This window comes from Nocardia amamiensis NBRC 102102 (assembly GCF_001612745.1).
Taxonomy (GTDB): domain Bacteria; phylum Actinomycetota; class Actinomycetes; order Mycobacteriales; family Mycobacteriaceae; genus Nocardia; species Nocardia amamiensis.
Window position 1 is genome coordinate 1 of sequence record NZ_BDBA01000148.1, and the last position, 12894, is coordinate 12894.

General features: G+C 66.5%; 16 protein-coding genes. 9 read left to right on the top strand and 7 right to left on the bottom strand.

Annotation, left to right across the window (positions count from 1 at the left end; translation table 11 throughout):
• Window positions 1–73 precede the first annotated feature (73 nt).
• Both NA4_RS43325 and NA4_RS25250 read right to left on the bottom strand, forming a co-directional pair.
• Window positions 74–208: a hypothetical protein gene (locus NA4_RS43325; protein ID WP_281180064.1), complete on the bottom strand. Its 135-nt coding sequence runs from the start codon at window positions 206–208 to the stop codon at window positions 74–76.
• Between the two features lie 42 nt (window positions 209–250).
• Window positions 251–994, bottom strand: coding sequence for a GntR family transcriptional regulator (locus tag NA4_RS25250; RefSeq protein ID WP_084497432.1), 744 nt, complete (start codon window positions 992–994; stop codon window positions 251–253).
• A gap of 159 nt (window positions 995–1153) precedes the next feature.
• On the opposite strand from NA4_RS25250, the gene NA4_RS25255 reads away from it, so the two are divergent.
• Window positions 1154–2032: an NAD(P)-dependent oxidoreductase gene (locus NA4_RS25255; RefSeq protein WP_157129287.1), complete on the top strand. Its 879-nt coding sequence runs from the start codon at window positions 1154–1156 to the stop codon at window positions 2030–2032.
• Between the two features lie 11 nt (window positions 2033–2043).
• Complete coding sequence (locus NA4_RS25260; protein ID WP_067474925.1) at window positions 2044–2523, top strand: SRPBCC family protein; 480 nt, start codon at window positions 2044–2046, stop codon at window positions 2521–2523.
• Between the two features lie 177 nt (window positions 2524–2700).
• Here NA4_RS25260 and NA4_RS25265 read toward each other — a convergent pair whose 3' ends face one another.
• Complete coding sequence (locus tag NA4_RS25265) at window positions 2701–3378, bottom strand: class II aldolase/adducin family protein (RefSeq protein WP_067474928.1); 678 nt, start codon at window positions 3376–3378, stop codon at window positions 2701–2703.
• A gap of 163 nt (window positions 3379–3541) precedes the next feature.
• On the opposite strand from NA4_RS25265, the gene NA4_RS25270 reads away from it, so the two are divergent.
• Together NA4_RS25270 and NA4_RS40725 are read left to right on the top strand one after the other, a co-directional pair.
• On the top strand, window positions 3542–3901 hold the full coding sequence (locus tag NA4_RS25270) for a nuclear transport factor 2 family protein (protein ID WP_067474931.1): 360 nt from the start codon (window positions 3542–3544) through the stop codon (window positions 3899–3901).
• A complete protein-coding gene (locus NA4_RS40725; protein ID WP_157129288.1) occupies window positions 3898–4092 on the top strand; it encodes a hypothetical protein in 195 nt (64 codons plus the stop codon). The genes NA4_RS25270 and NA4_RS40725 overlap by 4 nt, the downstream gene beginning before the upstream one ends.
• Window positions 4093–4117: 25 nt before the next feature.
• On the opposite strand, the gene NA4_RS25275 is transcribed toward NA4_RS40725, so the two are convergent.
• Together NA4_RS25275 and NA4_RS25280 are read right to left on the bottom strand one after the other, a co-directional pair.
• Window positions 4118–4882: an IclR family transcriptional regulator gene (locus NA4_RS25275; protein ID WP_157129289.1), complete on the bottom strand. Its 765-nt coding sequence runs from the start codon at window positions 4880–4882 to the stop codon at window positions 4118–4120.
• 19 nt (window positions 4883–4901) lie between these two features.
• Window positions 4902–5792, bottom strand: a complete 891-nt coding sequence (locus NA4_RS25280) for a fumarylacetoacetate hydrolase family protein (protein WP_067474934.1) — start codon at window positions 5790–5792, stop codon at window positions 4902–4904.
• Window positions 5793–5991: 199 nt separating this feature from the next.
• On the opposite strand from NA4_RS25280, the gene NA4_RS25285 reads away from it, so the two are divergent.
• Complete coding sequence (locus NA4_RS25285; protein WP_174552991.1) at window positions 5992–6777, top strand: IclR family transcriptional regulator; 786 nt, start codon at window positions 5992–5994, stop codon at window positions 6775–6777.
• A gap of 124 nt (window positions 6778–6901) precedes the next feature.
• Here NA4_RS25285 and NA4_RS25290 read toward each other — a convergent pair whose 3' ends face one another.
• Complete coding sequence (locus NA4_RS25290; RefSeq protein ID WP_245671587.1) at window positions 6902–7516, bottom strand: TetR/AcrR family transcriptional regulator; 615 nt, start codon at window positions 7514–7516, stop codon at window positions 6902–6904.
• Window positions 7517–7614: 98 nt separating this feature from the next.
• Here NA4_RS25290 and NA4_RS25295 point away from each other — a divergent pair, with 98 nt between their 5' ends.
• The 4 genes from NA4_RS25295 to NA4_RS25310 all read left to right on the top strand — a co-directional run bounded on the left by NA4_RS25295 (window position 7615) and on the right by NA4_RS25310 (window position 12067).
• Complete coding sequence (locus NA4_RS25295) at window positions 7615–8523, top strand: metal-dependent hydrolase (RefSeq protein WP_067474937.1); 909 nt, start codon at window positions 7615–7617, stop codon at window positions 8521–8523.
• Window positions 8520–9560 (top strand): PDR/VanB family oxidoreductase, encoded by a 1041-nt coding sequence (locus NA4_RS25300; protein ID WP_174552992.1) that lies wholly within the window; start codon window positions 8520–8522, stop codon window positions 9558–9560. Before NA4_RS25295 ends, NA4_RS25300 begins: the two co-directional genes overlap by 4 nt.
• A gap of 138 nt (window positions 9561–9698) precedes the next feature.
• Entirely contained in the window at window positions 9699–11192 is a 1494-nt protein-coding gene (locus NA4_RS25305; protein ID WP_067474942.1) for a flavin-containing monooxygenase, read from the top strand.
• Window positions 11192–12067 (top strand): SDR family oxidoreductase, encoded by an 876-nt coding sequence (locus NA4_RS25310; protein WP_067475005.1) that lies wholly within the window; start codon window positions 11192–11194, stop codon window positions 12065–12067. Before NA4_RS25305 ends, NA4_RS25310 begins: the two co-directional genes overlap by 1 nt.
• Before the next feature lie 141 nt (window positions 12068–12208).
• On the opposite strand, the gene NA4_RS25315 is transcribed toward NA4_RS25310, so the two are convergent.
• Entirely contained in the window at window positions 12209–12577 is a 369-nt protein-coding gene (locus NA4_RS25315) for a hypothetical protein (protein ID WP_157129290.1), read from the bottom strand.
• Window positions 12578–12894 lie beyond the last annotated feature (317 nt).

A 12894-nucleotide genomic window follows, 5' to 3' on the forward strand; every position in this document is an offset into this window, starting at 1 on the left:
GCCCAGTACGCCGACGGCGACCTGGACGTCACGACGCTCGGCTGAACCGGTCGTTCCCGCTGACCGCCCCGCGTCACCGCTTCATCATCGGCAAGGGTGACGTGGGGTTGGTCCGCAACCGCCGCGCGGTCAGATATTCCTCGCGGAGGCTCGGCCGGGGTTGCTGGTCGGCGGCCAGCGGATCGCGCAGCGCCAGGACACGCGGCACGTGGTCCTGAAAACCTTCGCTGCTCACCGCGGCCGCTCACCGTCAGTCCGGGACGCCGACCATCTCCAGTGCCTCCGGCACGGCGATCGGCTCGTAGTCGGGCGAGGTGTCGCTCAGTACTTTGAGGGCGGTGTGGGCCAGGTGGCTGGCCATGCGGGCTTGGGCCGTGGCCTTGTCGCCCTTGTCCAGCGCGGACAGGATCTGCGCGTGTTCGCGATCACCGGCCTTGTGCCAGCTGTTCGGCTCGCCACCCTGGTAGATCCGGATGTACCGGACACATCGGTCGGCCAGCTGACGCAACTGCTTCTGCATGGTGTCGCTGGCGCCACAAGTGATCGTGCGATGGAACGCCGAATGGATGACGAACCAGCGCTCGGTCTCGCCTGCCTCCGCGGCCGCGCGCATGGCCGCCAGCTGCTCATCCGCCTGCTCTCGGGCTGCGGCGTCGAAGTTGCCCACTGTCATGGCCACGGCCAGCGACTCGAGCACGACTCGGCTCGCATAGATTTCGTCGAGCTCGCGAGGGTCGAGCATGGAGACGCGGGTGCGCTGGTTCGGTTCGATCTGGACCAAACCCTCCTCCTGCAGCATCCGCAGCACCTCGCGCAACGGCGTTCGGCTGACGCCGAGCTGCTCGGCCAGCGACACTTGCGAAAGTTTCGTCCCAGGCCGCAGCGTGCCGTCGAGAATCTTCTCGCGCAGGTAGGCGTGTACGTGCGGGATTGCTTGGCGTGCCTCGGGTAGTTCCACCCTGGTGATGTGCGGGACGAGCACCTTGCGACTCATACCCCTAGCGTAAGCGATGTGTATACATATTCCTTCTTTTTCACGTGACAGTCCGGTAAAGTGCATACAGTATTGCGGGGGCGTGGCGTCTGCGAAGTCGTCCCCTTCCCGCACGAAAACCCGTGAGGAGCACGAAAACCCCGTGAGGACGTGACGAACGTGAGAACTATCGGAGTCATCGGCCTGGGCAAAATGGGCCTGCCGATCGCTGAGAACTTACTGAGCAGCGGCTTCGGCGTCGTCGGGTACCGGCGCAGCATCGAGTGTCCCGAGCTCGAGGCCGCGGGTGGCACCGTCGCGTCGTCGCCGGCGGAACTGGCCGCCTCGTGCGAGGTCATCGTGTCGATCCTGCCGACCGCGGATGACGTCGAGCACGTGATCTGCGGGCCCGAGGGCACGCTGTCGACGATCCGCCCCGGAACGGTCCACCTCGAGATGAGCACGATCCCGGTAACGAGCAAGCTCGAACTGATGCGTCAGCTCGAGCACGCCGGGGCCACCATGCTCGACTGCCCGATCAGCGGCAGCCCCGGAATGGTCGGCCCGCGGCTGGCCACCGTCTTCGCCTCCGGAGCGGCGGAGGCGATCGATCGGGTGGCCGACGTGCTGGAGGCCATCTCAGGGCCCTGGGTCAAAACCGGTGACTTCGGGACCGGCACCCACCTGAAGTACATCTCCTCCATGCTGGTGGCGACCCATACGGTCGCGGCCGCGGAAGCGATCGTGCTGGCCCGCCGCAACAACTTGGACCTGGATATGGTCCAGCACACCCTCGAGACGTCCATCGCGGGCTCGGCGCTGCTCAAGCAGCGAGGGCCCCTCATGGCGCACCGCTCATGGCTGCCTGCCCCCGGGCCCATCGCGACGCTGCACGAGATCCTCGACCAGATCGAGGTGCACCTGCACGATCTCGGCGAGTTTCGGCCGGTGTTCGCCGCGGCCAAAGCGGTGTTCGACCAGGCTTTGGCCGACGGCTGGGGAGAACTCGACATAGCCAGCGTGCACGACCAGATTTCCAACCAAAACGCTCTTGCGTAAGGAGTTACCAAATGATCTACGTCACCCACCGTCTCCCGGTCAACGAGCCGGGCGAGCCAACTCTCGATCGGGCTGCCGTATGGCAGGGGCTGGTGATGAAGGCCAACAACGCGCTGCCCTTCGTGCCGATCATGACCCATTGTGTCGTCACCGCTCGCCTCGATGACGAGACCTTCGATAGAGAGATCGAGCTGTTCGGCGATCCCTACATCGAGCGGATCAGCCTTCAGCCCGAACGGCGGGTAGTGTTCACGCGCCTCGCGGGGCCGGTCCTCGGCACAATCGTCAATGACATCGAGGAAGACGAGGGGGAGCTGTTCCTCCGGTTCAGCTTCGCGCTGGTGCTCGAAAGCGCCCAGAGCGGTTCTCCCGAGGAGACGGCGTACGCCGACGAAACCACGACCCATTACATAGCGGCCGTCGGCGCAACGCTCAACGCCATGCGTCGGGTCGCGCGCGGAGAAGCGCCCGTCGAGCTGCGCGCGAGCTGACCTCCGGCGACCGACCATCGGCGGCCCCGCGCTCCCAGCGCGGGGCCGCCGTGCGTTTCCTCATCGGCGCGAACGTGCCCCGATCCACCTCCGCCGCAAGCTGATCCAGGCCGTCGACAGGGCGGCCCGATCGGACTCCGACAGCAGTCCGGCCCCGTGCAGCATGAGCGCGTGGGATCAGCGCGCGGGGCGCGTCGTCGCCGCTTTGCGCAGCAAGTGTGCCCCCAGTCGGGGCAGTAGCTCATGTTTGACGGCCTGCCATGAGCGGACTTCTTCCGCCGACATGGCGGCGGGCTCGTCCCTCGTCTGGAGCCAGACGGTGCACGCGGTGGCGAGCACCGACATGGTGGCCACTGCGGTGGCGGGATCGGCGGCCATCGCGATCGCGCCGTTTCCGCGCAGAATCATCGCGTCCGAGGACCCGATCGCTTCGGCGAGTCGACGGCCGCGGCCTGCCTCGCGGACCAGTAGCGCGGAGGGGTACACCGGCACGGAATCGCCCAGCCAGCACGCTTGGCCGTGGGTCGGGGCAATGCGGTCGGTGAGCATGCCGACGGCAAGCGATGCCGCCGGCTGGGCCCGCGCGATCGCTCCGGTCGCCGGGAATCGGTCGTAGAGGGCCAAGTGCGCCCATGCCTCGGCCGGGCACCCGGATGGCAAAGACGTCGCGTTCAACGGCATGCGGATGCAGGTCGACGCCTCGACGGTCGCGAGGTCTGTGGCAGGGGTGATGACCATGTGGTCGAAGTCCCTGGCGGACACATGCCCGAATGCGTCGACCAGCCCCAGAGCGGCCATGGCTTGCGCTGCGTCGGCAACTTGGACATCGAGAGACCGGTCGGTGGAAGAGTGCATGACAGATAACTGTATGCACTCTCGGAGCGCGACGCCATGTTCCGGGCGGAATCGGCCACGCAGCCGGGAGCTGATTCCGCAAGGCGAAATTCGGCCCCGGGGACATGACGGGCGTCGCTCGGCGAGTCAGAGTGTATGCAGATCAGGGTTGAAAGGATCCATCATGACCAGCGCTTTGACCGCCGCCGTGTTCCACGCGCTCGACACGCTCGACTCCGAGGCCTTTGCGGGGCTTTTCGCCCACGACGGCAACGCCACCTACGGCAACGGCCCCACCCTCGAGGGGCGCGAGGCGGTCGAGGGTGGCGCTGTCGGCTTCTTCGGCGCGATCGGCGGGATGCAGCACGACATCGTCAACGAGTGGGTCGTGGGCGACGACACCATCGTGGAACTGGCTGTCACATACACGCGTAAAGATGGGCAAAAGGTCTCCATCCCGGTGGTGTCGATCTGGACGGTTGGTGGCAGCGGCCTGATCGACACCTACCGGGTCTTCTTCGACGTGGCCCCGGTCTTCGCATGACTACGCGCAACGCGACAGGGCGCGGCGCGTCGTCACCGGAGGCGCCGCCGGTATCGGGCGGGCCTTCGCCGAGCGCCTGGCAGGCGACGGTCACGCGGCCCGCCGACGTTGGCTGCGTGGACGAGACACTGCGCCTGATCGAGAAGGCGGGTGGCCGGGGGTCGCCGCCCAATGAGTCAACGCTGGAGTGACCAGCGCGAGGGGGAGCGCCGCCCATCAGGCAAAGTTCTCGGCGATCGCTGACGCGGTCGCCCGGACCTCGGGCACGAGATCGACGAGGTGCTTGCGGCTCGAGCCCGCCGACGGGCACGCCACCGCGACCGCGGCGATGACCAGGCCCGACCGCGTGGTGACCGGGACGCCGACGGCGTTCACGCACTGCTCGCTTGCCTCCAGGCAGAGGGCATAGCCCTGCCTGCGGACGACACCGAGCTCGCGACGGAGCGCGACAAGCGGACGCATCGAGCCATCACGCATTCGGACGTGGCGGTCGGGGTAGAGCGCGACCAGCTCGCTGTCGGGGAGCTGGGCCAAGAGCACCTTGCCGCCCGATGTGGTGTGTGCGGGCAGCAAGAGTCCGACGCGACTCCCGACTCGGCGGGCACGGCTGCCCTCGACGCCGTCGAGGAAGCGGCAGCCGTTGCCCTGCAATGTCACCAGAAAAGTTGTATAGCCCAACCTGTGCGATAGGTCCGCCAGATAGGGGTGGGCCACGGCGCCGAGGTCGCGCGGCGGCTCGGCGCCAGACGGAAATTGCGTCAGCCGTGGTCCCGGCAGGTAGGCGCGTTTGCGGTCCTGTTCGGCGAACTGGTGTCGCTTGAGGGTGGACAACAACCGGTGTGCGGTCGGGGGTGTCACCGCGAGCAGCTCCGCGGCGTCGGTCACCCGCAACTTGCCGTTCTCGCGCAGAGCGACGAGGAGCGTGAGCACGTTCTCGGCCGAAGAGACCGACTCGCGGGATGGCATGGTCTCCGCCGTCATCGACGATCGACCACCCAGGTCATGACTCGACCATTCTGTTCTCCAGACGACCGAGGCCGTCGATCTCGGTGACGACCAGGTCGCCGGCGTTCAGGAAGGTCTTGCGCGGCATGCCGACGCCGGCCGGCGTACCGGTCAGGATGACGTCACCCGGCTCGAGCGTCAGCACCCGGCTTGCGGCGGCGATCAGCCGCGGCACTGTAATCACCATGTCGGCGGTGGACGCTTCCTGCTTGATCTCCCCATTGACTGTCAGCCGAAGCGTGAGGTCGTGCGGATCGTCGACCTGCCAGCGGGGGACGAGTCCGGGTCCCAATGGGCACGACCCGTCGAATGCCTTGTGCTGGAACCAGTCCCAGCCGAACGGCGCGAGGACCGCGTCTTTCCTCGGGAACAGTCCCCGGGCGGACAGATCGTTGGCGACGGTGTAGCCCGCCACGTGATCGAGGGCCGCGCGCTCGTCGATATCGTGCCCGCCGGCGCCGATGACGACGGCCAGCTCGACCTCCCAGTCCACATCGGCGTGGTCGGGCAGGCGCACGTCGTCGTGTGGGCCCACCACCGTCGTGGTCGGTGGCTTGAGGAAGAAGAAGGGCTCACCGTCCGGATTCGGACGCTGCGTGCCCATCTCCTCCGCGTGTCCGTAGTAGTTGGCCCCGGCGCAGATGACCTTGCGGGGGTGGGTGAGGGGTGCGACGAGCTCGACGTCCGATACGACCTCGAGCGCCGAATGCTGGAGGTTCTCCAGCAGCGGCGTGAACTCCGCCCACCGATCGAGAACTTCCACGAGGGTGAGACCTGACAGTGGCTCCGGCGCCCGGCCGACTTTGCCGTCGGCGAGCACGCCGACACTCGGCTGTGCTCGGTTGCTCCCGACGAACTGGACTAGACACCACTGCTGCGACGACATGGAAACCCCTTTGGAATCAATCAGCTCCCTAAAGTGCACACACTTTCGCGGTGGTTGTCAAGCCGGCCCGCTCGCCGGGCTCGCTGTTCCGGAGGTCGAAATTTGTCGTGCGTCCCCTTTTCTCCGCGACGTTCGAGGAGCAGTGTGAGGGCCGCGAGAGGGATAGAAGGGCAGTGGTCTTCTGATCGAGGGGCATGCGATGCCTGATTCTCCAGCGTCCGCCGGGCTGGATCCGGCCACCGTGCTGGGCAAGGTGATGTCGGTGTTGCGTGCGTTCACGGTCGAGGACCACGGAGTCGGTTTCGCCGAGTTGCAGCGGCGTACGCGGCTGCCGAAGGCCACGCTGCACCGCGTACTGGGCGATCTCGAATCGACGCGCCTGCTGGATCGGGTCGATGGCGCCTATCATCTCGGCGGTCACCTCTTCGAACTCGGCATGCGGGCCTCGGTCGAGCGAGGCCTGATCGAAGTGGCCACGCCTTTCCTCGAGGACCTCTACGAACGCACCCATGAGTTGGTGCACCTCGGCCTCTTGGAGAGCCATGAGGTGGTGTACGTCGCGAAGATAGGTGGTCACCGGCAGGTGCGCTCGCCTTCCCGGCTGGGCGGCCGGATGCCCCTGCATGCCACCGCTATCGGCAAGGCGCTGTTGGCCCATGCTCCCGCGGAGGTGCGGCGCGCGGTCCTTGCGGAACCGCTGCCGCGATTGGCACCGCGGACGATCACCGCACGGGGGACCCTCGGTAAACAACTCGACGACGTAGTAGAGAACGGGATCGCCTTCGAGTTCGAGGAGTCCGCGGTGGGAATTGTCTGCGTCGCGGCACCGGTGTTCGACGCCGACGAACATGTGCTCGCAGCCGTCAGTGTCACGGGTCCGGTGACTCGTTTCCGTCCGCAGCAGCACGCGGCGTCGGTACGGGCTGCCGCGGCCGGTATCGCAGCAACCCTGGCACGGCGCGATGCGCTGCGGGAGCGGGCTTGATCTGAGAACAGGGCGGCCCGCATTCGGGCATCTCAACGGGCGCAGACATGCGGCAGCGAGTTGCCGACGTGTGCAGCGCCGGGCCGCAGCTTCGCTGCCACGACATTGCTGTGGAGTTCCGGCTTCAGCAGACGATGATCGGCAGAAGGTACTTTCGCGCGAAATCGTTCATCTCCGAGTCGGAGTCGAGCCGCATGCCGCCGTCCGGGGCGAGGATCAGGGAGTGAACGACGCGGCAGACGACTTCCGCGCGGGCCGGCAGGTCCGGTGTCTCGGGGAGCAACTCGCGCTCGACGGCGCGCTCGAGGGCGGCTGCCGCGGTCGCCACGGACATCGCGAATGTCGTCGCACCCTCGGTGGTGAGTTTGGTGATCATGCGGTCTGGCTCGATCGTCAGCATCCGGTGGACCAGCGAGTGGTTGCGCCACCGGGTGAGGACGGTGACGAAGATGTCGGCCACCAGGTCGGCGACGTTGTCGTGCCGGTCGGGGATCTGCGCCACCTCGGCGAGGACGGCGCCGACCTCGCGGCTGACCACTGCGCGCACCAGATCGTCGCGTGAGCCGACGCGCCGGTAGACGGTGACGCGGTCGACGCCCGCCTGGCGGGCGACATCCTCGATGGTGGTCTTCTTGACGCCGACCTTCTCGAACTGAACCAGGGCAGCGTCGAGGATCCGCGATTCGATGCTGTCGTCCTCGCTTTTCGGGCTGACGGGACTGGCCGGCTCGGCTATCACGCCTCGAAGAGTAGCAGTTTTCCAGGCTTCTGCAACATCTGACTCGATATGTTGCAGCAACATTGCAATGCAATTTGTTGCCATGTACAGTCCGATTCATGGCTGAACAAGCTGGTACGACGCGGCGCCCTTACCGCGACGAGGCGCACGCGATCAATGCCCGGGACGTCCGGTTCGACTTCGACTCGGTTCCGATGCACTACATCCCCGGCGAGGTGCTGGCGACCCACATCGTCAACGTGATGCATCTGGTTCTGCCCGAGGGCGAGCGCGCCATGGCGCAATGCCTGGCGGAGGCCCTGCCGCATATCGACGACGAACGACTGCGCGAGGAGGTGCAGGGTTTCATCGGCCAGGAATCCATGCATGCCAGCAGTCACGAGGGCGCGCGCAAGCATCTGCAGTCGATCGGCTTGGATGTCGATTCTTACGTGTCGAAGGTCGCCTGGCTGGTCGACCGCATCCTCGGCGACCACGGGCTCACCGGCCGCGCCAAGGAGGAATGGCTGAAGGAGCGCCTCGGCCTGTTCGCCGGGATGGAACATTTCACCGCGGTGATCGGCGAATGGCTGCTGAACGCGGACATCCTGGCGGAGCAGGGCATGCATCCGGCCATGCTGGACCTGGTCCGCTGGCACGGCGCGGAAGAGGTCGAGCATCGCAGCGTCGTGTTCGACGCGTTCCAGTACGTCGATGGCAGTTACGCGCGTCGGGCGCGGACCGCGATCCTGGCGACCGCCGCACTGCTGCCGCTGTTCATCGTGTCGACGGCGTACCTGTACGAGAGAGATCCGTCGGAGCACAAGGGCCGGTCGTGGCTCCGGCAGTTCGTCAGCGCCACCCGGCGCGGTGTGATCCCCAGTTGGACAGTGTTCTTCACCGAGATGCCGCGGTATCTGCGTCCGAGCTTTCATCCATCGCAGCTGGGCTCGATGGACACCGCGCTGCGGTATCTCGCGCACTCGCCCGCTGCCCGAGCCGCCGGTCATCGATGGGAAACGCCATGATCACAGCGGAATTCACGCCGCCACCGAGCCTGCGCATGCTCGGCACGGTGATCGATGCCTATAAACGAGTGTTCGTCTCCGGTCCGTCCGCGCCGCTGCTGTCGAGATCGAAACCGGTGCGGCATTGCGGATTCGATCTCGATCTGGTGGTCGATCAAGTGCACGCGGAGGCAGTCGACGTGATCAGCTTCACGCTGCGCCGGGCAGATGGCGGGTCGCTGCCGCAGTGGCGGCCGGGAGCGCATCTCGACGTGTTCCTCCCGTCCGGCAAGCAGCGACAGTATTCGCTGTGCGGCGATCCGAACGACCCCTTCCGCTATCGAATCGCGGTGCGGCGCATCATCGATGGCGGTGGCGGGTCGATCGAGATGCATTACGCCGTGCGGCCCGGCGAATTGTTGCGGGCACGCGGGCCACGCAATGCGTTCACCTTCGTGGATGCCCCGTCATACCTGTTCATCGCGGGCGGCATCGGCATCACACCGATCCTGCCGATGGTGCAGGCGGCGGGGGCGCGCGGCCACCTGGTGTATCTGGGACGGACGCGGGATTCGATGCCGTTTCTGGATGAACTGCCCGGCGCCGAGATTCGTCCCGACGACGAATGCGGCGTGCCGGATATCGCGGAACTGCTGACGCGAGCGGAACCGGGTGCGGCCGTGTACGTGTGCGGTCCGCTGCCGGTCCTGGCCGCTGCCCAGCGCGGCATGTTCGCGATCAATCCGACCGGGTCGCTGCACACCGAGCGCTTCTCCGCGCCGCCGGTGACCGACGGCAGGGAATTCGATCTCACCCTGGCCCGCACCGGCCGCACCATCCGGGTCGGTGCCGGCGAAACCGCGCTTGCCGCGATCCGGCGCGCGGTTCCCGGGGTGGTCTACTCCTGCGGGCAGGGGTTCTGCGGTACCTGCAAGATCGGCGTGCTGGCCGGGCAGATCGATCACCGGGACCGGATCCTGTCCGATGCCGAACGCGGCGATCACATGCTCGCCTGCGTCTCCCGCGCGGCGGGCGGCTCTCTGGTCATCGACCTCTAGAACGATCCGGAAGGGACGACGACGTCCATGTCACAACGCTACGCACCAACCGAATCCGATGACACGTTCCTCGCGGCGCGTCAACGCGACCATCGTCGACCGTCTCATCATGGTGCTGCACAGAAGGATCCGATAGCGATGAGCGACTCGATCGAACATCTGCACATCGTTATCGTCGGCTCGGGTTTCAGCGGCATCGGTCTGGTGATCAAGCTGCGGGAGGCCGGATTCGAGGATCTGGTGATCCTGGAGCGGGCGGATGACCTCGGTGGAACGTGGCGCGCCAATACCTACCCGGGATGTGCCTGCGATGTGCCCTCCCACCTGTACAGCTATTCCTTCGCGCCGAACCCGGACTGGTCGCGCACCTACGGCACACAAGCCGAGATCCTGGAGTACATCCGCGGGGTGGCCACCGAACACGATGTGCTGCGCCACATCAGGTTCGGGACCGAGCTGCTGGACGCACGCTGGGACCATACGCGGACGCGCTGGCGCATCGAGACATCCCGCGGTCCGCTCACGGCGGACTTCCTGATCTCGGCGACCGGCCTGTTCGCCGAGGCCGAGTACCCGTCGCTGCCCGGTCTGGACACCTTCGCGGGCACGTCCTTCCACTCGTTGCACTGGAACCATGACTACGACTTCACGGGCAAGCGGGTCGCGGTCATCGGCACCGGCGCGTCGGCGGTTCAATTCGTGCCGGAGATCCAGCCGGAAGTCGCGAAATTGGTGCTGTTCCAACGGTCCGCACCCTGGATCATACCGCGACTCGACCGCCGCACTTCACGTCTCGAACGCCAGCTACTGCGGCGTATTCCACTGGCGGGCAAGGCTATTCGCGGCGGCTGGTTCACCGCCATCGAGGGCTTCGGGCTGGTCGGTTTCGTGGACAAGCGTTTCCGGCACCCGTACGAGTTGCTCGGCAGGCTGCAGTTGCTACGCCAGGTCCGAGATACGCGGCTGCGACGCACGCTGACTCCCGACTACATGATCGGCTGCAAACGGGCGATCTTCTCCGACGCCTATCTTCCCGCGCTCGACCAGCCCAACGTCGAGGTCGTCACCGATGCCATCGCCGAGGTTCGGTCACAGTCGATCCTGACCCGCGACGGCACCGAGCACATGGTGGACGCGATCATCTACGGGACCGGATTCACCTCCGTTCCCACCGCATTCGAACGGTTCGTCGGTCGCGACGGCCTGTCCATGGCAGATCTCTACCGCAAGCAGCCGCAGAGCTACCTCGGTGCGACGCTGGCCGGCTTCCCGAATTTCTTCTGCACCCTGGGGCCGTTCGGTGCGGCGGGCAACCAGTCCGCGATCTTCATGATCGAATCGCAGATCGCCTACATCGTCGACGCGCTCACCATGATGCGCACTCGATCGGCAGCATGCATCGAGGTGAAACCGCAAGTCCAACAGAGATTCCTGGACGAGATGGCGCAGCGCAGCAAGTCCACGGTATGGGTCACGGGCGGCTGCACCGGCTACTACCAGACACCCGACGGCCGCAATGCGGGCTTGTACCCCAACTGGAGCTTCGAATACCGCAGTCGCACCAGACGCTTCGACATCGACTCCTACGACATCGACTACCGCGACGATGAAGTCCACGAGGTGCGCGCGTGATGGCCTCCGGACCGTTGGCGTTTCTCCACCGCTTCGGCGCGCCTCGCTACGACTTGCGCGGCAAGACCGTCCTCGTCACCGGCGCGGCCCAAGGCATCGGCCGTGAACTGGACATCCTCCTGCACCGGCGGGGCGCGGAGATCGCACTGGTCGACATCGACCTGGTCGCCGCGCGGGCAACCGCCTCGGAACTTGGTGAACGAGCATTGGCGGTCGAGGCCGACGTGGCCGACCGCGCGGCCATGGAGAAAGCCATCGACAAGACCGTCGAGCGTTTCGGCCGCCTCGACGTGGTGGTCGCCAACGCGGGTGTGGTCCCGAAACCGGCCACCGTGCGCACCATGGACGCGAGCGGTTTCGACCGCGTGATCGGCGTCAATCGCACCGGTGCGTTCAACACCGTGCGCCCGGCCCTCGACCATGTCGTCGCGGCGCGCGGACACGTGGTCGTCGTCTCCTCCTGCGCGGCGTTCGCGCCGGGGATGGGCGGCTCGCCGTACATGATCAGCAAGGCGGGCGTGGAACAGCTCGGTCGCGCCCTGCGCGTGGAACTGGCGCCGCACGGCGCCACCGCCGGCGTCTCCTACTTCGGTCTCGTGGACACGGCGATGACCCACGCGACCTTGGACCAGGACGACCTGGGGCGCGCCATCGGCAATCTGCTGCCCTGGCCACTGAACACCCGGATCACCGCGGACGCAGCGGCGCGTGTCATCGCCGATGGCATCGGCCGCCGCGCGCCCCGCACCATCGCGCCGTCCGGGTGGGAGCCGTACGCACTGCTGCGCGGCCTGGTCAATATCGCCCTCGACCATCGGCTCGCCGGCGACCCGAGGCTCGCCACACTGATCCGCCGTATCGAGAACACGCCATGACCAGCTTTCACGCCCCCACATCGCAGCGATCACCGCACAAGTCGCGATCGAAGAAGACCACACGAGCCGGGTCATCGCCTCCGCGTCAGGGTTTCGCGAGCTTTCGAGGGTTCGGCTCCTCCGGTCCCCCAGACGCCGTTGTCACTTCGCCGTTCCTTCGGTGTTCAGGCTTGCGGCACTGAGGTTCTGGGCGGCGAAGCGGGCGATGGTACATGCCTGGCGTGCATGGGCTTCCGGGTGGGCGGTGCGTTGCTCCAGCACGGCGCGGATCCGATCCAATGATGCGGCGGCATCGCTGCTCGCGCCGCGAAGCACGGTGTGCTGGTGGTCGAGTTCGCGGTATGCGAGGTCGATGTCGTAGTAGCGGCGGCGTAGCTCGGCTATGTGGTTGAGCAGGTCCGCTACTTCGCGTGTGGTCAGGGTGAGGGTCGGGTGCTCCTCTCCGGAGAGGATCGCCTCGCCCGCGACCTCAGCGCAGCGAGCGTGCAGTACATCGAGAATGTCGGCCACACAGATCACCTCCCACACTGCGGCGGAGCGTTTCACGGCTTCCCGCTGCCGCCGGCCATCGGATGGGGCGCCGCAGCGCGCCGCGGGCAACGATTCGCTCGACTACGATCCGATCACAGGTACGGTACTGGAAGCCAGCCGGCCGGGGAACTTCTCCGCCGCTGTCATGGCCTCCGGCGAGGCATTGCCCACGATACGTGCGAGTAACACCCGAACGCTGTACACGTATGTGGAGAGAGGGTGCACACTACGCGGAGCCGGAAGTCGTAATCCCTCGTCCGACGGGGTCAGAGCTGTGAAGTGAAAGGAGCCGGCGA